Raw genomic sequence first — 22500 nt, 5'->3', positions numbered from 1 at the left:
GCTGCGCCAAGGAAAAACCCTACCGATCGAGCAGCCGCCGGAAGTGGTCCGGCAGCAGCAGTTCCCGGGCCTCCGCCCGCGTCAGCCACGCGAAGTCGTCGTGCTCCTCAGGGTTGAGCGCGACGTCGCCGGCTCCCGCTTCCTCCACGGTGTAAACGAAAGCGTGGATGCGCAACGCCCGTCCCGCCACGTCCGGCCACGCATCCCGCGCCAGTTCACCGGTGACGCGAACCGTCAACCCGGTCTCCTCCGCCGCTTCGCGCGCCGCGGTGTCCTCGAAGCGCTCGCCTGGCTCGGCCGTGCCGCCGGGCAGTTCCCACCGGCCCGCGAGGAACACGCCCGGCGCGCGGCGGAGGAACAGCACCCGGTCGCCGCGGGCGATCCAGCAGTAGGCCAGGTGCTTGTGCGCGATCTCCGTCATGCGCGCGATTCTCGCTCAGTTGGTCTTCGACGTCGGCAGGTGGGCGCCCAGGTACCCGACGTAAACCGTGCCGGTGCGGTCGGTGTCGTCGAGGAAGTGCAGCCGCGGCGCCGGCGACTTGAAGCGCTCCAAGGCGATGTGGGCGCCGAAGTAGTCGCGCCCCGTCGGGTTCGTCCGGGGATCGACGCGGAACGTGCGGGCCTGGCGGAGCCGCTCGTTCGTGGTCACCGTGTCCGACTCGGCCAAGGCGATGATGTTCGCGCTGATCAGCGAACCCGGCTGGCCGGTGCGAGCGAACGCGAGCACGTCCGACAGCTCGGGGCCCGGGTCCTGGCCCGCGTCGAGCAAGGACATCCGGGCGCCCGCGTAGGCGTCGAGGGTGCGGAGCGCGTCCCAGGCCTTGCGGCGCCAGGCGGCGGCTTTGGGGTGGTGGTCGAGGATCGCGGCCGGCGCCGGTTCGGCCGTGATCGCGAGGTGCTTGAGCGAGGCCGACGCGGCGCCGATCAGCTCGGCGAAACTGGGGAACTCCTCCGGCGGCCGCTCGGCGGCGGCGACCTCGTCGTCGGCGTCGTGGTGGCGGGCGAGCCGGCCCGCCAGCAGCCCGTTGACGCGCCTGAGCTCGTCGCGCTCGGCCTCCGTCTCCTCGAACGCCCGCGCGTAGTCGTCCACCTCCGCTTGCAGCTGCGCGAGCTGGTCACGCAGGCAGGCGACGTCGGTCGCGCACGCTTCCTCGAGGCGGCGGCGAAGTGTCTTCACCTCGCAGGCGTGCCGGTCCCGTTCCTCGGCGCGGGCTTTGGCCTTCTTCCGCAGGATGGTGACGACGCCTCGCGCCTCGGCCAGCTCCCGTTCGGCGCGGCCGAGCTTCTCGACCAGTTCGGCGTCGGGCTCGCGCTCCGGCGAGGCGAACGGATCGGCTTCGTACCAAGCCCGCACGCTCGGTACGTCCGCCCACTCCTCGGGCAGGGGTGTCCGGCCGCGGGTCTGGATGAGCCGGGTGATCGCGCCCTGCAGGGCCTCGCCGGACACCGGGCTTTCACTGACGACGAAATCCGGCAACTGGTCGCACGGCGGCACGTACAGCCGCGCGCCCTGCGGCAGCGCGCACCCGAGCGGCAGGTGCCGGTTGAGGGTGTGGCGGAAGCGGTCGTCGACGTCGAAGACGTTGACCAGCCCCGGCCAGCCCTCGACCGGCACCGTCGGCGGCTCGGTGAGCACCAGCACCGCCGAAGAGCGCCATGGCGCCGCCAGCGCCTCACCGAGCAGGTCGGCGAGGTGGTCGCATTCCTTGCGCGACCAGCCGCGCATCGCCAGCACCGGCGTTTCGATCGGGATCTCGTCGCTGCCGCTGGCGCCCAGCTCCTCCAGCCCGATCCGCTGGGCCGGCGCGTCGTGGCAGCTGCGCCACGGCCGCGTGCAGGCGGCGGTCAGCAGCCACGTCACCCGGTCTTCGCCGGCGCGGTAGCACAACGAAAGCAATACCTGAACGGAGTAGCGGCCTTCGCCGCCCTCGTACGCGAACTTCAGGTCGCACCGGCGCGAGCCACCGTCGTCGGACGAGCCGAGATCGGTCACCGTGTAGTCGTCATGCTGCCGCTGGCGGCTGATCAGCCTGCTGCGCAAGGCGTCCAGGGGGCGTTTCCCCTCGGTGGGGACCAGTCCGTGGTGCCAGATCCGGTGCGCCCCCACAGGACTCAACTCCGTTCGCCGGGAACAGGACCTCAGCCGAACATAGCGGATCCTGTGACCGCTCGAACGCGGGGCGTCACCCCGTGCGAGTCCAGAGGCAGAACGGGTGCCCGGCCGGATCGAAGCAGACCCGGACATCGTCCTGCGGCTGGAACTCGGCGACCACCGCGCCGGCCGCGGTCGCCGCCGCCGTCGCCTCCTGGAGGTCGTCGACCTCGATGTCGAGGTGCAGCTGCATCTGCTGCGCACCGTCGGCCGGCGGCCACACCGGCGGCACGTGCTCGGTCTCGAGCTGGAACGACAGCCCGGCACTGCCGTCGTCCGGGCGCAGGGTCACCCACTCCGGTTCGTCGGTGCGGATCGGCCAGCCGAGGAGCTTCGAATAGAACTCGGCGAGCGCACGGGGTTCCGGGGTGCCGAGCACGGTGGAGGTCAGCTTCATGATCGGACTGGTACCCGCGCGGCGGGTTCTCTACCGCGGTCCGGAGGGTCCCGAGTCGAAGTAGGCGATCGGCGGGCCGATGTGCCGCCACGACGTCGTCGCGAACACCGCGGCCCCGGAAAGCGCGAGCAGCACGGTGACGACGGCCAGGGTGGCGCCGATCCGGGCATAACCCGGCTGCGTGCGTGCGCCGGCGCAGACGCCGAAGACGAGTGCCAGCACGCTGATCGGCAGCAGCGCGAACCACAGCGCGCCGAGGACCAGCACGAACGCCTGCGTGACCCAGGAGAACACCCACGCGGAAACGATCCCCGGCCGGACGATCAGCCAGGCCGCCCAGGTCGCAACGGCGAGCGTCAGGCCGGCCGCGCCGATCGCGACCGACGCGATCGCCAGGCCACGGCCGGGCCGGGTCGTGGTGGTGGCTTCCCCCGCGTCGAGCTCTGGTTCCCCCATGCCGGGAACATCCCCACAGAGCGGTCGCGCGTTACCGGAATGCCTCGGCATCGCGTGGGTCGTTCCCCGGCGCCGACGACGCCGCCAGCTCGTCGCGCGCGACGATGGCGAACGAGTCGCCGACCGGTGGACCAGGCTCGGCTTCGCCGGAGACCCACCTACCGGCGTGTTCTCCTCGGCTACCATGCCGCGCACCTGACGGTCGCGCTGCTCGTTCAAAACGGCGTGCTCGACCTCGACCAGCAGGTCGCCCGCGGCTGGCCGGAGTTCGGCGCCGCCGGCAAGAGCGGGAGCGCCCAGCAGGAGCTGCTCGCCCCGCAGCGGCCAGGCACCGCGTTCGGGGACCGTGCGCTGGTGATCGGCGCGCCGGAGCCGCTCCTGCGTCCGGGCGGGTTCGGCCACGGCGGCGTGGCCGCCTCACCGGCTTTCGCCGACCCGCGCAGCGGCCTTGCGTACGGCTACAACCCGCCGCCGGTTCGCCGTCCGGGCGGAGCCGCGCCGGAGACCGTCCGCCCAGTCCGCGCCTCGACAGCCCAGTCGTCCACACTGGACACTCCGATCCGCACCTCCGGCCGATTGTCACGGTCCGCATCCGGAGCAACACGTACCTGCAGGCGGTCCGGACGAGGTGCCCCCAGGCGCAGGTATGCACGTCCGTAGTGGACGTCGTTACAGACTTCACTCTTTAGGACGTTCCGATCGAGACGTCTAGCCTGCTCACGCACCATGGACTGACTTTCCGTAGCGAAAACTCTCCCGATCATTGCTCCGATGTGAAACTATTGGGCCGTTCGCGGGGAGAGGGCCTCGCGACAGGGGGACTCACCGTCACGGCAGCGTCCCCATGAAGATCCCCAGGGGAGAGGAGATCGACCATGTCGACGCCCACGGATGTCAAGCCCGAGGAAGCTCCGGAGCCGGTCGAGCCGACCGGGCCCACGGTCCAGTGGACCGACTCGGACGGCAAGATCCACACCGAGCACCCGGTCCACACCGAGTGCGTGGGTGGTTGCTACCAGAAGGTCACGGCCTGAGAGCAACCCGCGTGTTCAACGCCCGCCTGCTGATCTTTGACCGGTAGGCGGGCTTCTTTCTGCCATCGGCTGTGCTGTCATAAGAGGGTGCCTGTGACAAACCTGGACCCCCCGGAAGTCATCGAGTCGGTCCGCGCTCTTCAGCAAGCCGCCGCCGATGCGTCTTGCCTGGGGCGTTTCCACCAGGGGGTCAAGCACCTGCGGCGGGGGATGAGCCTGCTGGACTCGATCCACCCGGTCGCCGACCAGCACCGCACCGACTGGCTGGTCACGCGGATCAAAGTGGCCAGCACCCTGGCCGGGATGTCGTCGGAGATCACGGGAGATGTCGCGGCCGGGCTGGCCGGCCTGGATGACGTGCGGCTGCTCATCAACGCCGTGGCCGACCCGGTCCTGCGGGCCGAGCTGAACGGCGTGTTGAACCACAACTACGCCATGCGTCTCATGACGGTCGGGCGCAACGAGGAGAGTCTCGCCTCCTTCGACGCCTCGCTCGAGCACAAGGAGTTCCTGCTCACCCGGAAGGGTGATCCGGCGTCGGAGATGCGCGGCTTCGTCGTCACGCTCTATTCGCGCGGCTGGGTGCACACCAAGCTCGGCAACGTGAGCCAGGCCCGCGCGGACTTGAACCGGGCGCTGGAGCTTTCGGAAAAATACGAATTGCGGGGACAGGCCGCCGATGTCCGGCGCATCCTCGGGACGTTGTCGCTTCGGACCGGCGATGTGCCGGAAGCTCTACGGCTGTACGAGGAGAGCGAGCGGGTGTATCGCGCGCTGGATCTCGAGGCGCCCGCCCTCCTTTCGATGGAACAGGCCCAAGCCCTGCTGACCGCCGGGCTGGCCGACGAGGCGGGGAGCCACCTCGACGACCTGATCGCCCGGATGAGCGCGGAACCCAGCATCGCCAACCACCTCGGCAACGCGGAGCTGCTGCGGGCTTCGGCCGCCCTGCTGAACGACGACATCGAATTCGCCCGGCAGACGGCCTCGTCCGCTCGCCGGCTCCTGCTGCGCGTGGGCTGCCAGACCTGTGTGGCCAACGCGACCGTCCTCGGCTTGCACGCCGACGTGCGTGAGGCGGTGGCCAAGGGGACGCCACCCTCGGCACTGCCGGTGCGGGCCCTGCGGACCGCGGACAAGATGCAGCTGCCCCGCCTGGGCGAGCAGGCCGCCACCGCGCGGATGCTCGCCGTGCGGCTGGACATCCGGCGCGGCAACCTCAAGCGGGCCGTCGAGACCCTCGGAAAGGTCCCGCGCCCCGGCCAGCTGACCCCCATCGACTACCGGATGCTCCGGCGGCTCTGCCGGGCCGAACTGGCCGTGGCCCAGGGCGACCGGGTCAAGGCGCTCACCGAGATCCGGTCGGGGCTCACCGAACTGGACGCCGTCCGGGATCGGATGGGTGGGTTGGATCTCGTCTCCGGGACCGCTCTGCACGGGCAGGAGCTCGCCGATCTCGCCGTCAAGCTGGTGCTCGAGCGCCATGATGCCCGGCGGCTGTTCGTCTGGCTCGAACGGACCCGGGCCCAGACCTACCGCTACGAACCGCTCTCCGCCGGGACCGATCCCGAACTGGCCGCGCGCGTGGCCGAGGTGCGGGGGCTCGGGCAGGCCATCCAGGAGGCCCAGCACGATGGGCACCCCATCGCCGGCCTGCGGGCGAAGTACAACGAACGGCTGCGGGAAGCCCAGCGGCTCGGCTGGCACACCGGGCGGTGGGGCCGCCCGCGGCCTGTTGCCGGGCTGGCCGAGGTCGTGGCGCGGCTCGGTGAGCGGGCCATGGTCAGCTTCGCCGCTTCGGGGGACGAGCTCGTCGCCGTCGTCGTGGCCGGGGGTGAATGCCGGCTCGTGCGGCTCGGGTCCGCCGGGGCCGCCGCCGAGTCCGCGCGCGTGCTGAACGTCGACCTCGATGCCCTTGCTCCCGACAACCTGCCCGAACGGCTGGCCGAGGTCGTCATGGCCTCGGCGCACAAGCAGGCCGACAAGCTCGACGTCCAGCTCATCCAGCCCCTCGCCGACCTCATCGGCGATCGCGACCTGGTCATCGTCCCGACCGGGCCGCTCTACGCCGTGCCGTGGGGCGTGCTGCCCGGCCTGCGGGGGCGGCCCACCGTCGTCGCGCCGTCGGCGACCGCCTGGCTCGCCGCCGAGCTGACGAAGTCGTCGCGGGCGCGCAAGATCGTGCTCGTCCGCGGGCCCGGGCTGGCCGGCGCCCGTGGCGAGCTCGAGAAGCTCACCACGCACTACCGCACCGCGACGACCATGACCGGCGCCAAGGCCACCGTGAAGTCCGTGCTGCGCGCGATGGACGGCGCCAAGCTCGCGCACTTCGCCGCGCACGGCGCGCACGAGCCGGAGAACGCGTTGTTCTCCCGGCTCGAACTCGCCGACGGCGCCCTGTTCGGCCACGAGATGGCCGGGTTGCGGCAACCGCCGCGGCAGGTCGTGTTCGCCGCGTGCGAGCTCGCGATGAACCGGATCCGGCCCGGCGACGAAGCCCTCGGCTTCGCCAGCGCGCTGCTGGCCAGCGGCTCCCGGACGGTGATCGCGCCGCTTTCGCGCGTCGGCGACCTCGCCTCGGCCGCCGCGATGGACGACTACTACCGGGCGCTGGCCGTCCGGGAGAGCCCGGCGCTCGCGCTGGCCGACGCGATCGCCGTCGACCCGTTCCGCCGCCCGTTCGTCTGTCTCGGCGCCGGGTAAAACCGGCTAGGGCAGCTGGGCCGGCGGTGACCACACCAGCCGCGGGTCGGTCTGGACGAAGCTGCCGAGCAGCTGGTCGATCCGGGTCAGCACGTCGAGGTCGAGCCGGACGCCGGCGGCCTTGGCGTTCTCCGTGACCTGCTCCGGCGTGCTCGCGCCGGTCACCGCCGAGGCGACCGTCTCGTGCTGCAACGTCCACGCCAGCGCGAGCTGGGCCATCGTCAGGCCGGCGTCGTCCGCGACGCCGCGCAGCAGCTCCACCCGCTCCAGCAGTTCCGGCATGAGCAACGGCCGGGTGTGCGACGGCCCGGCCGCGCGCGAACCCGCCGGGATCCGGCCGTCCCGGTACTTGCCGGTCAGCACGCCCTGGGCGAGCGGCACCGAGGCGAACTGCCCGACGCCGATCCGCGCGCCCACCGGCATCACCTGCGCCTCGGGCACCCGCCACAGCATCGAGTAGTGCGGCTGGTTGGCGATCAGCGGCACGTCGTACCGCGCGGCGGCCTCGTGGGCCTGCAGCAGCTGTTCGGCCGTCCACTCCGACGTCCCGGCGTACCGGATCTTCCCCTGGCGCACCAGGTCCGAGAGCGCGAGGAACGTCTCCGCGACCGGGGTGTGGTAGTCGAAGCGCAGCAGCTGGTAGACGTCGACGTAGTCGGTGCGCAGCCGCCGCAGCGAGCCTTCCAGGGACGCGATCACGTGCTTGCGGCTCAAGCCCGCGTCGTTCGGGCCCGGCCCTTCCGGCCAGAACACGCCGGTGCACAGGACGAGGTCGTCGCGGCGCACGCCGGCGAACGCCGCGCCGAACGCCGCCTCCGCGCCGCCACCGTCCCACGCCGCCGCGGTGTGGAACGTCGTGACGCCGGCGTCCAGCGCCGCGGCGACGCAGCCGGGTGCGCCGTGCGTCAGCCAGTTACCGTAGGCGATCTCGCTGACGGCGAGCCCGCTCGCGCCGACCCTGCGGTATTCCACTTCAGCCTCCCACGGCCATCTCGTCGATCCACGCGTCGACCGCGCCGGCCTTGCGGGCGAAGGACTCCCGCACCGATTCGTGCGGCAGGATCAGGAATTCCTCTTCGCCGAGCCCGCGCACGACGGCTTCGGCGACGTCCTCGGGGTCGAGGAGCGGCGCCGCCGCGGCGATGGCCAGCGCGGCCGGGTGGCCGGCGGCGATCCCGGGTTCCAGCAGCGCCGTCCGGACGCCGAGCGGGCACAGCGCGCTGACCCGCACCCCGCGCGGCCGGTAGGTGATCGCCAGCCACTCGGCGAGGCCCACCGCCGCGTGCTTGGTGACCGAGTACGGCGCGTCGCCCGGGATGCCGAGCAGGCCGGCGCCCGACGCCGTGATCAGCAGGTAGCCGTCGCCGCGGGCCAGCATCGGGGGCAGCACGACCTGCGCGGCGTGGACGTGCTGCATGACGTTGATCTCCCAGGACTTCTGCCACTGTTCGTCGGCCGCGTGCACGCCGGTGCCGAACGCGGCGCCCGCGTTGGCGCAGAACAGGTCGACCGGGCCGAACTCGGCGCGCGCCGTCGCGACCAGGGCCTTCAGGTCCTTTTTGGACGTCGCGTCGGCGGCCACCGCGACGGCCCGCCCGCCCGCGGCCGCGATCTCCGCCGCCACCCGGGCGGCGCCCGCGGCGTCCACGTCGGACACGACCACCCCCGCCGCGCCTTCCGCGGCGAAGCGGCGGGCCATCGCGGCCCCGATTCCGTGTGCCGCGCCGGTCAGCACGACCACGCGTCCAGTCAGTTCCACGCGGGCTCCAGATATTTCAGCGTCGAATTGTCACTTGTGTGCGGGAAAGGTATTCGGTGGTTGCGATGTCGGTGATAAAAGTCCTGGTCAGTGCCATGATCGTGGGTTGTTCCACGGTTTTGCACGTTAGCATGACTATTGCGTTTCCGGTGCCTCGTGCGTTATTCCTGAAGATCGCCACAGCCCGCGCACAGGAGGTCCGCCGATGGCCGAGTTCGTCCCGCCGTCGCACGCTCGCCGGCTCCGGTGCCTCGGGGTCGGCGATCCCGGCGTGGTCGCCGCGGTCGCGCGGAACGGCGGCCTCGGCGTCCTCGACGGCGCCGACCCGGAAGACCTGCGGCTGGTCGCGGCCCGGGTCCGGGTGCCGTACGCCGTGCGGACGGACGGCCCGCTGCCCGAAGGCGCGGCCTTCGCCGTCCGCACGCGAGCGCCGTGGACCGGGGCGCTGGCCGAAGTCGCGGACGTCGAGACGGCGGCCGAGGCCGTTCGCGGTGGTGCCCGAGGACTCGTCGCCCGTGGTGGTGCGTTGAGCGACTTCGTTTTGCTGCAACAGCTCCTGACCACGTTCGACGTCCCGGTCTGGGGCAGCGTGGCCGGGCCGCGGACGGCGGTGGGCGCGCTCGCCGGCGGTGCGGCGGGTGTCCTCGTCAAGTCCACTGTGGACGTAAGCCGGATCGTGGGTGCGAAGGTGCCCGAGGCCGAACTCGGCAGCCGGCTGTGCCGGACGCTGGGCAGCGCGCTGCCGGTCGTCCAGGGCCCGATGACGCGGGTGAGCGACCAGCCGGGCTTCGCGGCCGCGGTCGCCGACGCGGGCGGATTCCCCTTCATCGCGGTGGCCACGGCGAACGGCGCGCGCACCACCGAGCTGCTCGCCCGGACCGCCGCCCGCCTGGGCGACCGGCCGTGGGGCGCGGGCATCCTCGGCTTCGTGCCGGACGACCTGCGCGTCGCCCAGCTCGCCGCGATCCGGGCGGCGCGGCCGCGGTGCGTGCTGGTCGCCGGCGGAAAACCGGGGCAGGCCAAGGCGCTGGAGGCCGACGGGATCGCGACGTTCCTGCACGTGCCCTCGCCGGTCCTGCTGCGCCAGTACCTCGACGCCGGGGTCCGGCGGTTCGTCTTCGAGGGCGCCGAGTGCGGCGGGCATGTCGGCCCGCGGCCGAGTTTCGAGCTGTGGGAGGAACAACTGGCCGTCCTCGACGCCGCGAAGGACGTCGAGGTGCTCTTCGCGGGTGGCATCCACGACGCCCGCTCGGCGGCCATGGTCGCCGCGATGGCCGCGCCGCTCGACGCCGCCGGCGTCCTGATGGGCACCGCGTACCTCTTCACCGAAGAAGCCGTGACGCACGGCGCGATCACCGGGCTGTTCCAGGAACGCGCGCTCGCCGCGGACGCCACCGTGACGCTGGAAACCGCGCCGGGCCACCGCACGCGGTGCTTGCCGAGCCCGTACACGGCGGAATTCGAGCAGGTCAAAGCCGGTCTGGGTGCCACGCCCGAAGCGTGGCAGCGGCTGGAGGAGCTGAACACCGGACGGCTGCGCGTCGCCAGCAAGGGCGTGCGCCGTGACGGCGAGGCCCTGGACGCCGCCACCCAGCTGGCCGAGGGGATGTTCATGGCGGGCGAGGTGGCCGTGCTGCGGGACCGCCGGACGACGATCGCCGAGCTGCACCGCGAGGTGACCGCCGGGAAATCGTTCGTCCGCCCCGAGGCACCGGTGACGGACTCCGGCGACATCGCGATCATCGGCATGGCCTGCACGTTCCCCGGGGCGCGCGACCTGCCGGCGTTCTGGTCGAACATCCTCCGGGGCGAAGACGCCGTCACCGAAGTCGCGCGCGACCGCTGGGACCCGGACGTCTACTTCGGACAGTCGACGTCGAAGTGGGGCGGCTTCCTGCCCGCGCTGGACGTCGACCCGCTGGCGTACGGCATCCCGCCGTCGGCGATGGGCAGCATCGACCCGGCGCAGCTGGTGTCCCTGGAAACCGCGCGTCGCGCCCTCGCCGACGCCGGGTACGCGAACCGGGACTTCGACCGCAAGCACACGAGCGTGGTGTTCGGCGCGGAGGCGGGCGGCGACCTGGCGAACGCGGGCACGCTGCGGTCCCTGCTCGACGGCTACCTCGAGGAGGTGCCGCCCGAGCTGCTCGCCCAGCTGCCCGAGCCGACCGAGGACACCTTCCCGGGCACGCTGGCCAACGTCATTTCCGGCCGCATCGCGAACCGGCTCGACCTCGGCGGCGCGAACTACACGGTGGACGCCGCGTGCGGTTCGTCGCTGGCCGCGCTCGACCTTGCGGCGAAGGAGCTGCGCGCGGGAACGAGCTCGCTGGTCCTGTGCGGCGCGGTCGACCTGCACAACGGGATCCACGACTACCTGATGTTCACCTCGGCGGGGGCCCTGTCCCCGACGGGCCGCTGCCGCCCGTTCGACGCGGCGGCCGACGGCATCGCGCTGGGCGAAGGGGTGGCGTGCCTGGTGCTCAAACGCCTTTCCGACGCCGAGCGCGACGGCGACCGGATCTACGCGGTGGTGAAGGGCGTGGGCGCGGCCAGCGACGGCAAGGCGCTCGGCTTGACGGCGCCCCGCCCGGAAGGCCAGCGCCGCGCGCTGGAGCGCGCCTACCGGGACGCGGGAGTGTCCCCTGTGGACGTCGGGCTGGTCGAGGCCCACGGCACGGGAACGGTGGTGGGCGACGCAACGGAGCTGCGGACGCTGACCGGCTTCTTCACCGAGGCCGGCGCCGAGGCGGGTTCGTGCGTGCTCGGCTCGGTGAAGAGCCAGATCGGCCACACGAAGTGCGCGGCGGGACTGGCGGGGCTGATCAAGGCGGCGCTGGCGCTGTGGCACGAGGTGGTGCCGCCGACGCTGCAGTTGACCAGGCCGAACGACGCTTGGGACCCGGCGGCGAGCCCGTTCACGTTCACGACGGCGGCACGGCCGTGGGCGAACCCGGCCCGGCTGGCGGGGGTGAGCGCGTTCGGCTTCGGCGGGACGAACTTCCACGCGGTCCTGGGCGCGGCACCGGTGGCCCCGGACCGCGGGCACGGTTTGCGCGACTGGGCGCCGGAGGCGGAGAAGGCGCTGGCGGAGCTCGAACGCGCGGTGGCGCCGGGGCGGGCCGGTGCCGCCGCGGCTGCGCCCGGCGGGCTTCGCGAGGGTGGGCTCGGACAGCCGGTGTCCAGGCGCACCGACGCGAGCTCGGCCGATCCCGGCAAGATCGCCTTCCTCTTCCCCGGTCAGGGCAGCCAGCGCACCGGCATGCTCGCCGAGCTCTTCGTGCACTTCCCCGGACTCGCCGAAGTCCTCCGCCTCGCGCCGGACATCGCCGCCACGGCTTTTCCGCCGAAAGCCTTCACCGCCGAGGCCGTCGAGGCGCAAGAAGCCGCCCTCACCGACACCCGCGTGGCGCAGCCCGCGCTCGGGCTGGTCGAAATCGCCGTCGCGAAGCTGCTGGCCGAGCTCAACGTCCGCCCGGACTTCCTGGCCGGGCACAGCTATGGCGAACTCGTCGCCCTCTCGGTCGCCGGCGCCTTCGACACCGAGACCCTCCTGCGCCTCAGCCGGGCCCGCGCACACGCCATCGCGCAGGTCGCCCGGCCCGGGACCATGGCGGCCGTCAAAGCGAAGCGGGACATTCTCACCGCCACGCTCATCGGCCCCGATGTCGTCGTCGCCAACCACAACGCTCCCGAGCAGGTCGTCCTCTCCGGGCCCGTGCCCGCGATCGAACGCGCCATCCGGCGGCTCCGGGAAACCGGCATCACCGCCCAGCGGATCCCGGTCGCCTGTGCCTTCCACAGCCCGCTCGTCGCCGGCGCGGGGGACGACTTCGCCCGGGAACTCGCCCGCGAAACAGTGACCACGCCGCAAAAGCCGGTGTGGGCCAACCGGACGGCGAAGCCGTACCAAGACGACGTCCGCGATGAACTGGCCGCGCAAATCGGTGCCCCGGTGCGGTTTCTCGACCAGATCGAGGCCATGTACGCGGCCGGGGCGCGGACCTTCGTCGAAGCCGGACCCGGACGCGTCCTGTCGCGGCTGGTGAAAGACATCCTCGGCGACCGGCCGCACACCGTCGTCGCCTGCGGGCCCGACCTCGAGGGCTTCCTGGCCGCTCTGCAAAAACTCGCCGAAGCCGGCGTCGACGTCCGGACCGAACGGCTGGCCCGGCCGAAGCCGCCCGGTCCGGCTCCGACCGCTTGGGCCGTCGACGGGCGGTCCGTCCGCGCGCCCGGCTCCGGCACGCCCGTCCTGCCCCCGGCCCGACGAATCCGGAGTACCGCCATGACCCAGCCCGCGCCCGGCCGTGACCAGGCGATCGTGGACTTCCTGCGCACCACCCGCGAGCTCGTCGCCGCCCAGCGGGAGGTGATGCTCGGCTACCTCGGCCGCGCGCCCGGGCCGGCGCCCGCTCCGGTTCCGGTGGTGCTCGAAGAACCACAGCCACAGCCGGAACCCGAACCGGTCGCCGCAACCCCGGTCGAAACCCCGGCCGATGTCCTCGGCACGGTGATCGGCGTGATCAGCGAGCGCACCGGCTACCCGGCCGAGATGATCGCCGGCGACCTCGACCTCGAAGCCGACCTGTCGATCGACTCGATCAAGCGCACCGAGATCGCGGGCACACTGCTGGCGCGGCTGGGGCTCCCGGCCGACGACCGCACCGACCAGCTCAGCCGCGACCGGACGGCGAACTCCCTCACCGCGCACCTCGAAAGCTGGCTGAACCCCACGCCGGCCGCGGAAGTGCCCACCCGGTACCGGCTCGAGCGGGTACCGGTGCCACTCGACCCGGATCCCACGCGGCTGCGCGGGAAGTCCGTGGCCGCGCCGGACGACGCCGTGCGCGCCGCCTTCGCCGCGGCCGGGGCGGAGGTCGTCACCGGGGACGCGGACATCACCGTCCTGTTCGCCCGCGACCTCACGGACGTGTTCACCCGGCTCAAGGCGCTGCGGGGGACCGTCCTCGTGGCGGCGGAGCCGGACACCGTGCCCGGCCTCCGGGGCCTGGTGCGGTCGGCCGCACTGGAGCGCGAAGGCGTGACGCGGCTCGTCGAAGTCACGCAGGACGTCGCCAAGGTGCTGGTCGACGAAGCCCTCAGCGCCGGGCCGTCCGTGGTCGGGCACGACGAGGGTGGCCGCTTCACCGTCGAGCCGCGGCCGGCCGGCCTGCCGTCGATCGCCTACGCCGGGGCCGGTCCGGGCGGTGGTGAGCTCGCCGCGCTCGGGCTCGGCCCGGAGTCGGTGGTGCTGCTGATCGGCGGGGCCCGCGGGATCACCGCGCACGCGGCGGTCGCGTTCGCCGCTTCCGGCGCCCGGATCGAACTCGCCGGGCGCACGCCGTGGCCCGACGAACCCGACGACCTGCCCGCCGATCCCGCCGCGATGCGGGCGGTGCTCGCCGGCCGGGGCGGCGCGGTGGCCGACATCGAACGCCGGGTGCGGACCGTGCTGGCCCAGCGCGAGATCGGCCGGACCATCGACCAGATCCGCGCCGCCGGCGGTGACCCGGCCTACCACCCGCTCGACGTGCGTGACGCGGATGCGGTCCACCAGCTGATCAAGAGCCTCGACGGCCGGCTCGACGGTGTCGTCTTCGCCGCCGGCGTCCTCGACGACAAGCTGATGGCGGACAAGGACGAGCAGTCGTTCCGGACCGTCGTCGAGACCAAAGTGGAGGGTGCGAGCGCCCTCCTGGGTGCGTTGGCGGGCAGTGAACCGCGGTTCGTCGCGTTCTTCGGCAGCATCGCCGCGGTGCTCGGCAACCGCGGCCAGACCGACTACGCCGCCGCCAACGACGCCCTCGAGACCCTCGGGACGACCTGGCCGGGCCGGGCCGTGACCGTCCACTGGGGACCGTGGGCGCCGGCCGGCGACCACGGCGGCATGGTGTCGCCGGAGCTGGCCCGCGAGTACGAACGCCGGGCCGTCGCCCTGCTCGACCCGGCCGAGGCCACCGCGGCCCTGCTGCGCGAACTCGCCTACGGCACGGACCGCTCGGTGCTGTACACGGCGTCGTTGTGGTGAGCCAGGAGCCGGTCGCGATCGTCGGCATGGGCGTGTTCCTGCCCGGCGCGTCCACAGTGGACCAGTACTGGCGCAACCTGGTGGACGGCGCCGACGCCGTCACCGAAGTGCCGCCGCACCGCCGGGACGCCGGCTTCCACGGCCGGGACGGCACCGCGCCGGACCGGACCCACGGCCGCCGCGGCGGCTTCACCCCGGACACCCTGGAGTTCGACCCGGTCGCCCACGGCGTCCCGCCGACTTCCATCCAGGGCACCGAACCGGACCAGCTGACGGCGCTGGCGGTCGCCGTCGGCGCGGTCGCGGACGCCGGTGGCCTCGGCCGGCTCGGCGACCCCGAGCGGATCGGCGTCGTGCTCGGTCGCGGCGGGTACCTCTCGCCCGGGCTGCAGGGCTTCGACCAGCGGGTCCGCACCGTCCGGCAGATCACCTGCACGGTCGGCGAGCTGCTGCCGTCGGCCGGTCCGGCCGTGCTCGACCGGCTGCGGACCGCGCTGCTCGAACCGCTGGGGGAGTTCCGGCCCGAGACCGCCGCCGGGCTGGTGCCGAACCTCGCCGCGGCCCGCGTGGCGAACCGGCTCGACCTCGGCGGCCCGGCGTACACAGTGGACGCCGCCTGCGCGTCTTCGCTGGTCGCCGTCGACCACGCGATCGGCGAACTGACCCGCGGCCGCTGCGACGCCGTCCTCGCCGGTGGCGCGCACCAGACGCAGGACGACACGCTGTGGTCGCTGTTCACCCAGCTCGGCGCGCTGTCGCCGAGCCAGCGGATCAGCCCGCTGTCCCGCGGCGCGGACGGCATGCTCATCGGCGAGGGCACCGCGATCGTCGTGCTCAAGCGGCTCGCCGACGCCCGCCGCGACGGCGACCGCGTGTACGCGGTGATCCGCGGCAGCGGCACGTCGAGCGACGGGCGCGGCGCGAGCCTGCTCAGCCCGTCCGTGGCCGGGCAGACCCTCGCCCTGCGCCGGGCCTGGGCGGGTCGCGACCCCGCGGAAATCGGCCTGCTGGAGGCCCACGGCACGGCCACGCCCGCCGGGGACGCCGCCGAGCTGACCACCGTCGCCGACGTCTTCGGCCCGGCGAACGGGCCGCGCGCGGTGATCGGCTCGGTCAAGTCGATGATCGGGCACACCCTGCCGACCGCCGGCGTCGCCGGGCTGATCAAGGTGGCCCTCGCGCTGCACCACGGCGTCCTGCCGCCGACGCTGCACTGCGCCGACCCGAACCCGCTGCTGGACAAGACGCGCTTCCGGGTGCTGGCCGAGGCCGAGCCGTGGGGCGCGCTGCCCCGCGTGGCCGCGGTCAACGCGTTCGGCTTCGGCGGGGTGAACGCCCACGTCGTGCTCGAAGCCGGCGATCCGGCACCGAAGCGGCGTGTGCGCGTCGACGAGCCGGAACGCGTGCTGCGCCTGGCGGCAGCCACTCCGGAAGCGCTCCTGGAGCAGCTCGACCGGCCCGGCGACGGCGACGGTCCGTGCCGGCTCGGGATCGTCGGCGCGGACGAGCGCAAGCTGGCGACGGCCCGCCGGGTGCTCGCGAAGGTGGCGGCCGGAGGCCGGTCGTGGCACGGCGGTGGCGACATCTGGTGCTCGGCCGACCCGCTGCTGCCCGGCGGCAAGACCGCGTTCCTCTACCCGGGCTTGGAGGCCGACGCCGAGCCGCGCCTCGAGGACGTGGCCCGGCACTTCGGCCTCGACCGTCCACAGTGGTCGACGGCGACCGTGCCCGCGCGCGCCACGAGCGTGTCTTCGGCCGGGCTGTTGCTCGACCACGCCCTGCGGCAGCTGGGGATCCGCCCGGACGCGCTCGCCGGGCACAGCGCCGGCGAGTGGACCGCGATGCAGGCCGCCGGGATGTACCGGGCCGAACCGGACCTGCTGGAGCGGTACTGGCCCGGCGGGTTCGCCCTGCCCGAAGCGGACTACCTCGTGCTGGGCTGTCCCGCCGCGCCGGTGACCGAGCTGCTCACCGGTGAGGTGGTGATCTCCCACGAAAACGCCGCGCGGCAGACCATCGTGTGCGGCCCGCCGGCCGCCGTCGCGGAGTTCGCGGTGACCTGCCGCGGCCTCGGCATCGTGGCCCGGACGCTGCCGTTCCGGTCCGGCTTCCACACCCCGCTGATGGAACCGCACCTCGCGCCCTTCGCGCGGCTCGTCGCGGACCTGGACCTGCGCGCACCGGCGCTGCCGGTGTGGTCGGCGACGACCGCGCGGCCGTACCCGTCGGCCGCGGACGACGTCCGCCGGCTCTACCTGGACCACCTGCTGCGGCCGGTCCGGTTCCGGGCGCTGACCGAGGCCCTGCACGACGCCGGGTTCCGGGTGTTCGTGCAGGCCGGCGCCGGTCAGCTCGGCTCGTTCGTCACCGACACGCTCGGCGAGCGGCGGCACCTGGTCGTCGCGGCCGCGTCCGGCAGCCGGCCCGGGCTCGCGCAGCTGCGCCGCGTCGCGACCGCGTTGTGGGTCGAAGGCGGCAGCCCGGACTTCGCCGCGCTCGAACCACGGCGGATCCGGCTCACCACCGGGAACTCCCTGCTGTCGCTGGGGGAATCGGCCCGCGGCTTGCTCGACGACCGCGTGCTGCCGGAGCTGCCCGCCGGGACGCCGGACGCGATCGTCGCCGAGTTCACCGCGTTGCTCACCGAAACCCGCCAGGCCGCGGCGGACGTCGTCGCGGCCGCCCATCGCCGCGTCGAGTCCACTGTGGACGTCTCGCTGGCGGCGATGCCGTACCTGCGTGACCACCGGTTCTTCCGGCAGCGCGACGGCTGGCCCGACGAGGCCGACTTCCGGCCGGTGGTGCCCGCGACGACCCTGGTCGACCTCGCCTGCCGGGCCGTCGAACGCACCTGGCCGGGCACGACGGCGGTCGCGGTGCGGGACGCCGTGTTCTCGCGCTGGCTGATCGCGGCTCCGGCGCAGCGGGTGCCGCTGTCGATGAGCCGCGACGACGACCACGTGACCGTCGAGATCGGTCCGTACGCGCTGATGACCGTCGAGCTGGGGGCGTTCGGGCCGCCGCCGGCGCGGGCCGCGGTGCCCGGGCCGGAGACCGCGCCACCGCTGAGCGCGGCCGAGATCTACGCCCGGCGCGAGATGTTCCACGGCCCGGCCTACCAGGGCCTGGCCCGGCTGACCGGCCTCGGCGAGCAGCACATCCGCGGCGAACTGGTCGTCCCGTCCGCGCCGGGCGGGCTGCTCGACAACGTCGGCCAGCTGCTCGGCTGCTGGCTGATGGCGACCCGGTCCGACGACCTGCTCGCCTTCCCGCGCTCGATCGGCCGGCTGACCTGGTACGGCCCGGAACCGGCGCCGGGCACGCGCGTCACCTGCCAGGTGCGGGTCCGGCTGCCGCGGCCCGACGTCCTCGAGATGGACGCCGAGCTGGTGCGGGACGGCCGGGTGCTGGCCCGCATCGAAGGCTGGCGGGACGTCCGGTTCCCGTGCGACCGCGCGGCCCACCGCGTCTACGCGTTCCCGGCTGAGCACTTGCTGGGAGAACTTCGGGACGACGGCTCGGTAGCCGTCACCGACCGCTGGCCGACGGTCGCCGCGCGGGACATCTACGCCGGGATCTATCTCAGCGCGGCCGAACGCGCCGAATTCGCCGCCGTGCCGCCGCGGCAGCAGCGCGGCTGGCTGCTGAGGCGGATCGCCGTGAAGGACGCCGTCCGGGCCCGGCTCGGCGAACCCGTCTACCCGGCGGAAATCCGCGTCCACGACGACGGCACGGTGTCCGGCCGGCACCGGGACCTGCCGCGCTTCGCCGTCTCGGCCGAGCTGGAAGGCGACACCGCCATCGCACAACTCAGGAGCACGTCATGACCATCGACCACGCGTCCGCCACCTTCGACGTCGTCGCCGAGCTGCTCGCCGAGCTCGTCGGCGACGCCGAAGTCCTCGGCCTCGAGATCACCCCGGAAACGACGTTCCACGAAGACCTCCAGCTGGAGAGCATCGACCTGGTGACCTTCGCGAGCATCCTCACCGAGCACTTCGGCGCCGACGTCAACCTCGCCGAGTACCTGGCGGAGCAGGACCTCGACGACGTCATCGGGCTGACCGTGGGTGACATCGCCCGGTTCGTGGGGGAGCGCACGTGCCCACGATGACCGTCAACGGGCTGCGCACGAACGTGCAGCTCGTGCCCGCCGGCGGCACCGAGACCGTGGTGTTCCTGCACGGCATGGGCACCGACAGCCTGGCGAGCTTCTACCTCACGCTGGCGCCGCCGGTCGCGGCCGCCGGTATCGACGTGATCAGCTACGACCTGCGCGGACACGGCAAGACCGAGCGGCCGGAGCGCGGGTACACCCTCGGGGACTTCGTCGCCGACCTCGACGACCTGCTGCGGCAGCTCGGCGTCGACCGGCCGGTGCACCTGGTGGGCAACAGCTTCGGCGGCACGCTGGCCTACAGCTACGCCGTCGCCTGCCCCGATCGCGTCCGCAGCATCGTGTGCATCGAATCCGAGCCCGCGACCGAGGTCTGGGCGGAAAAGATGAGCGCGATCCTCGCGCACACCGTGCGGTTCCTGCAGGTCGAGGAGAGCTTCGACTGGATCGAAGCGAACTTCAGCGCGCACCACCGGCGGCTCGCGCGAATGGCTGCCGAGCGGATCACGTCGACGAAGATGGCCGAGGAGGTGCCGCTCGGGCCGTTGCTCACCTGGGAACAGGTGGCGGCGATCGGCTGTCCGGTGCTGTCCATTTTGGGCAGTCACGGCTACCAGGCCGACGACCTCGAGGCGCTGACGTCGGTGCTGCCGCACGGCGAGCTGCACGTGTTCGAGGGGCAGGGCCACTCGGTGCTGGTGGAGCAGCACCGCGAGGTGCGCGAGCTGGTGCTGAAGTGGATCGAACGGCACGCGGCGTGAGGTTCTTACTGGTCGTGCCGCCGCTGGCCGGGCACGTGGCGCCGCTGCGCGGGGTGGCTTCGGTACTTTCTTCGCGGGGCCACGAGGTGGCCTGGTGCGGCCCGGAGCCGGCCCTGTCCACTTTGGTCACTGGCCGGGTGTTCCCGGCGGGGGACTCGGCCCCGTTCGCGCCGGAGCTGCGGCCGCCGGGGCTGCGTGGGTTCGCCGCGTTGAAGTACCTGTGGGAGTCGTACCTGGTGCCGCTGGCCGACGCGATGGTGCCGGGGGTGGCGGCCGCCGTGGCGGCCTTCGCGCCGGACGTCGTGGTCGTCGACCAGCAGGCGATGGCGGGGGCGCTGGTGGCCGCGCGGTGCGGGCTGCCGTGGGCGACGTCGGCGTCGACGTCCACCGAGCTGGCCGATCCGCTGGCGGCGTTGCCGAAGATCGCGTCCTGGGTCGGCGACCTCCAAGCGGGCCTGTGCGCCCGGCACGGCGTGCTGCTCGGCGATCTGCGGTTTTCCCCGCACCTGGTGCTGGCGTTCACGACCCGCGCCCTGGCCGGGGACGGCCGGCCGGCGGTTCCGGTGTCCTACGTCGGGCCGGTCCTGCCGGCCGGCCCGGGCGAGTGGTCCGGTGTGGACGGACGCCCGCTGGTCGTGGTGACGCTGGGGACGTCGAATGCGGGGGCCGGGGTGCGGTTCCTGGCCGAGAGCGTCGACGCGCTGGCCGGGATGCCGTCCGTGCAGGGGCTGGTGGTGGACCCCACGGGCGAGCTGGTGAGCGAAAGCGTGCTGCTGGCGCGGCGCATCCCGCAGGTGGCGGTGTTCGCCCGCGCCTCGGTGGTGGTCTGCCACGGCGGCCACAACACGGTGTGCGAAGCCTTGGCGGCCGGGGTGCCGCTGGTGGTCGCCCCGATCCGCGACGACCAGTCGATGCTGGCCCAGCAGGTGGTCGCGGCCTCGGCGGGGGTGCGGCTGCGGTTCGACCGCGCGAAGGCGGGCGACATCCGCGAGGCGATCGAATCGGCCGGGCAGTACCGCCCCGGTGCGGAGAAGATCCGCGAATCGTTCGAAGCGGCGGGTGGGGCGGAAGAGGCCGCGACGCGGCTGGAGTCGCTGGGTTAGCTGCGGTTGCGGAAGGCGTGGGCGGCCAGGGTGGCGCCCGCCACCGCGGCCACCGCCGCGATCAGCAGGGCCATCGGGAGGGACCAGCCGAGCGGGCGGGCCAGGGCCAGCGCGCGGGTGGCGTCGATCGCGTAGGTCAGCGGGTTGACCGCCGAAACCGCGCGGACCCACGCCGGCATCGTGTCCAGGGGCATGTACGCGCTCGAGGAGAACATCAGCGGGAACATCACCACGAACGACGCCGCCTGGAGCGTCTCCGCCTTGCGCAGCCACGTCGTGATCGCCACGAACACCCAGCTCAGGCACCAGCCGACGACCAGCGTCAGCGCCAGGGCCAAGCCCAGGCCGAGCACCCCGCCCGCCGGGCGGAAGCCCAGGAAGACCACGCTGGCCACGGCCGTCACCAGCAGCTGGACACCCAGCCGCGCGGAATCCGCCAGGGTGCGGGCCACCAGGACCGAAAACAGCGAGATCGGCAGGCAGCGCAGCCGTCCGGTGAAGCCGCCGTAGATCTCCGCCAGCAGGCCCGCGCCCGAGCTCATCGCCGTCGTCATGGCGATGTTGACCAGCGTCGCCGGCACCAGGAAGTTCACGTAACCCTGGTACGCCGCGACGCCCGGGAGCGCGCCGACGCCGCTGAACACCTGGCTGAACAACAGCAGCAGCACCACCGGCTGCAGCAGGCCGAAGAAGACCAGCCGGCGGTCGCCGAACGCCGTCCGCAGCGACCGGGTGGTCAGCACGCGGACCTGCGTCCAGAAGCCGGATTCCGGCCAGGCCGCGGGATCGCCGAGCGCGGCGACGGCCGCGCGGTGCCGGCTCGGTGTCGTCCAAAACTGGGTCATGACGCCGCCGTCCGGTGCAGTGAAAGGTAGACGTCGTCGAGCGTCGGCTCGGTCACCGTCAGGTCGCGCAGCGGTGCGCCCGCCGCGTCGAGCGCGCGGACCACCACCGGGATGTCACCCGGGCCGGACAACGGCACGCTGAGCACCAGCCCGGCGCGGCCGGCCGCGAAACCCAGGCGCGACAACGCGTCCGCCGCGCGCCACAACGCCAGTTCGGTGCCGAACGTGAGGGTCGCCGTCCGGGTGCCGAGCCGGGCCTTCAGCTGCGCCGGCGTGCCCGACACGGTGATGTGCCCGAAGCCGAGGACGACGACGTGGTCGGCCAGCCGGTCCGCTTCCTCGAGGTACTGGGTGGTGAGCACGACGGTGGTGCCGCGCGCCGCGAGGCCCTCGACGATCGTCCACAACCCGGCCCGGCTCACCGGGTCGAGGCCGGTGGTCGGCTCGTCGAGGAAGAGCACCTGCGGCGCGCCGACCAGGCCCGCGGCCAGGTCCAGCCGCCGGCGCATCCCGCCGGAGTACGTCCCGGCCGGGCGGTCGGCGGCGTCTTCGAGACCGAAGGCCGCGATCAGTTCGGTGGCCCGGGCGAGCGCCTGCCGCGGTCTCGCGCCCAGCAGCCGGGCGATCAGCACGAGGTTCCCGCGGCCGGACAGGGCGTCGTCGACCGCGGCGAACTGCCCGGTCACCCCGATCCGCCGCCGGACCGCGCGACCGCGCTGCACGACGTCGTAGCCGCAGACGCGGGCGGTGCCCGCACTCGGCCGGACGCGCGTGCTGAGGATGTCGATCAAGGTGGTCTTCCCGGCGCCGTTGTGGCCGAGGACCGCCAGCACCGCGCCGCGAGCGACGGTGAGGCTGATCCCGGCGAGCGCGGTGACTTCGCCGTACTGTTTCGCGAGGTCCGTCACGGCGATGACCGGCTGGTGCATGGCCGCTCCTTTCCTGCCCGGGAAAAAGGTATCGGGACCGGGCCGTCGCGATCAAGAAGATCGCCGCCATCCGCCGGACGCGTGACAATTTTCGCGGAATCGGATCGTCCCCACGTGACAACGCCTGACCTGCGTGACCCTTCCGGCGTCGGGCGATCCCCTGCGCGTGACAAAGAATGGGCAGCGGCTTGTTCGCCCGGAAACACGGAGGTA

At 73.1% G+C, this 22500-nt stretch carries 16 protein-coding genes; 8 read left to right on the top strand and 8 right to left on the bottom strand.

Annotation, left to right across the window (positions count from 1 at the left end; genetic code table 11):
- Positions 1-19 precede the first annotated feature (19 nt).
- The 4 genes from AB0M30_RS19130 to AB0M30_RS19115 all read right to left on the bottom strand — a co-directional run bounded on the left by AB0M30_RS19130 (position 20) and on the right by AB0M30_RS19115 (position 3005).
- Positions 20-421: an NUDIX hydrolase gene (locus AB0M30_RS19130; protein ID WP_364585323.1), complete on the bottom strand. Its 402-nt coding sequence runs from the start codon at positions 419-421 to the stop codon at positions 20-22.
- A 15-nt stretch (positions 422-436) separates the two neighbouring features.
- Entirely contained in the window at positions 437-2107 is a 1671-nt protein-coding gene (locus tag AB0M30_RS19125; RefSeq protein WP_364585322.1) for a hypothetical protein, read from the bottom strand.
- Between the two features lie 76 nt (positions 2108-2183).
- The gene (locus tag AB0M30_RS19120) at positions 2184-2549 is read right to left on the bottom strand and encodes a VOC family protein (RefSeq protein ID WP_103338431.1); all 366 of its coding nucleotides are present in this window, start codon (positions 2547-2549) and stop codon (positions 2184-2186) included.
- Positions 2550-2579: 30 nt separating this feature from the next.
- On the bottom strand, positions 2580-3005 hold the full coding sequence (locus tag AB0M30_RS19115; RefSeq protein ID WP_364585321.1) for a hypothetical protein: 426 nt from the start codon (positions 3003-3005) through the stop codon (positions 2580-2582).
- Positions 3006-3131: 126 nt separating this feature from the next.
- Between AB0M30_RS19115 and AB0M30_RS19110 the strand changes: the two genes are divergently transcribed.
- From AB0M30_RS19110 to AB0M30_RS19100, 3 genes are all read left to right on the top strand, one after another.
- Complete coding sequence (locus tag AB0M30_RS19110; protein ID WP_364585320.1) at positions 3132-3665, top strand: hypothetical protein; 534 nt, start codon at positions 3132-3134, stop codon at positions 3663-3665.
- 215 nt (positions 3666-3880) lie between these two features.
- A complete protein-coding gene (locus AB0M30_RS19105; protein WP_199191289.1) occupies positions 3881-4039 on the top strand; it encodes a hypothetical protein in 159 nt (52 codons plus the stop codon).
- Between the two features lie 93 nt (positions 4040-4132).
- Entirely contained in the window at positions 4133-6742 is a 2610-nt protein-coding gene (locus tag AB0M30_RS19100) for a CHAT domain-containing protein (protein WP_364585354.1), read from the top strand.
- Positions 6743-6748: 6 nt separating this feature from the next.
- Here AB0M30_RS19100 and AB0M30_RS19095 read toward each other — a convergent pair whose 3' ends face one another.
- The gene (locus tag AB0M30_RS19095) at positions 6749-7714 is read right to left on the bottom strand and encodes an aldo/keto reductase (protein ID WP_364585319.1); all 966 of its coding nucleotides are present in this window, start codon (positions 7712-7714) and stop codon (positions 6749-6751) included.
- Position 7715: 1 nt separating this feature from the next.
- Positions 7716-8501 (bottom strand): SDR family oxidoreductase, encoded by a 786-nt coding sequence (locus AB0M30_RS19090; protein ID WP_364585318.1) that lies wholly within the window; start codon positions 8499-8501, stop codon positions 7716-7718.
- A gap of 205 nt (positions 8502-8706) precedes the next feature.
- On the opposite strand from AB0M30_RS19090, the gene AB0M30_RS19085 reads away from it, so the two are divergent.
- From AB0M30_RS19085 to AB0M30_RS19065, 5 genes are read left to right on the top strand one after another with little or no spacing between them, the layout of a single operon-like run.
- Positions 8707-14532 carry a beta-ketoacyl synthase N-terminal-like domain-containing protein gene (locus AB0M30_RS19085; protein ID WP_364585317.1) on the top strand — a complete coding sequence of 1942 codons (5826 nt, stop codon included), beginning with the start codon at positions 8707-8709 and terminating at the stop codon, positions 14530-14532.
- Complete coding sequence (locus tag AB0M30_RS19080; RefSeq protein ID WP_364585316.1) at positions 14529-18359, top strand: type I polyketide synthase; 3831 nt, start codon at positions 14529-14531, stop codon at positions 18357-18359. The genes AB0M30_RS19085 and AB0M30_RS19080 overlap by 4 nt, the downstream gene beginning before the upstream one ends.
- Positions 18356-18646: a phosphopantetheine-binding protein gene (locus AB0M30_RS19075; protein ID WP_364585315.1), complete on the top strand. Its 291-nt coding sequence runs from the start codon at positions 18356-18358 to the stop codon at positions 18644-18646. The genes AB0M30_RS19080 and AB0M30_RS19075 overlap by 4 nt, the downstream gene beginning before the upstream one ends.
- A complete protein-coding gene (locus AB0M30_RS19070) occupies positions 18634-19410 on the top strand; it encodes an alpha/beta hydrolase (protein ID WP_103338422.1) in 777 nt (258 codons plus the stop codon). Before AB0M30_RS19075 ends, AB0M30_RS19070 begins: the two co-directional genes overlap by 13 nt.
- Positions 19407-20513: a nucleotide disphospho-sugar-binding domain-containing protein gene (locus tag AB0M30_RS19065; RefSeq protein ID WP_364585314.1), complete on the top strand. Its 1107-nt coding sequence runs from the start codon at positions 19407-19409 to the stop codon at positions 20511-20513. Before AB0M30_RS19070 ends, AB0M30_RS19065 begins: the two co-directional genes overlap by 4 nt.
- Here the strand turns inward: AB0M30_RS19065 and AB0M30_RS19060 are convergent.
- Positions 20510-21358: an ABC transporter permease gene (locus tag AB0M30_RS19060; RefSeq protein ID WP_364585313.1), complete on the bottom strand. Its 849-nt coding sequence runs from the start codon at positions 21356-21358 to the stop codon at positions 20510-20512. The genes AB0M30_RS19065 and AB0M30_RS19060 overlap by 4 nt on opposite strands.
- Positions 21355-22287 (bottom strand): ATP-binding cassette domain-containing protein, encoded by a 933-nt coding sequence (locus AB0M30_RS19055; protein WP_364585312.1) that lies wholly within the window; start codon positions 22285-22287, stop codon positions 21355-21357. Before AB0M30_RS19055 ends, AB0M30_RS19060 begins: the two co-directional genes overlap by 4 nt.
- Positions 22288-22500 lie beyond the last annotated feature (213 nt).

The organism is Amycolatopsis sp. NPDC051716 (genome assembly GCF_040681595.1).
Taxonomy (GTDB): Bacteria; Actinomycetota; Actinomycetes; order Mycobacteriales; family Pseudonocardiaceae; genus Amycolatopsis.
The sequence above is the reverse complement of the archived record's forward strand: the minus strand, read 5'-3'. Positions and strand labels throughout refer to the sequence as shown.

Bases quoted from the DNA above. Each gene is read 5' to 3' on its own strand.
- AB0M30_RS19130 (WP_364585323.1), bottom strand. From the start codon at position 421: ATGACGGAGATCGCGCACAAGCACCTGGCCTACTGCTGGATCGCCCGC.
- AB0M30_RS19120 (WP_103338431.1), bottom strand. From the start codon at position 2,549: ATGAAGCTGACCTCCACCGTGCTCGGCACCCCGGAACCCCGTGCGCTC.
- AB0M30_RS19115 (WP_364585321.1), bottom strand. From the start codon at position 3,005: ATGGGGGAACCAGAGCTCGACGCGGGGGAAGCCACCACCACGACCCGG.
- AB0M30_RS19105 (WP_199191289.1), top strand. From the start codon at position 3,881: ATGTCGACGCCCACGGATGTCAAGCCCGAGGAAGCTCCGGAGCCGGTC.
- AB0M30_RS19085 (WP_364585317.1), top strand. From the start codon at position 8,707: ATGGCCGAGTTCGTCCCGCCGTCGCACGCTCGCCGGCTCCGGTGCCTC.
- AB0M30_RS19075 (WP_364585315.1), top strand. From the start codon at position 18,356: ATGACCATCGACCACGCGTCCGCCACCTTCGACGTCGTCGCCGAGCTG.
- AB0M30_RS19060 (WP_364585313.1), bottom strand. From the start codon at position 21,358: ATGACCCAGTTTTGGACGACACCGAGCCGGCACCGCGCGGCCGTCGCC.
- AB0M30_RS19055 (WP_364585312.1), bottom strand. From the start codon at position 22,287: ATGCACCAGCCGGTCATCGCCGTGACGGACCTCGCGAAACAGTACGGC.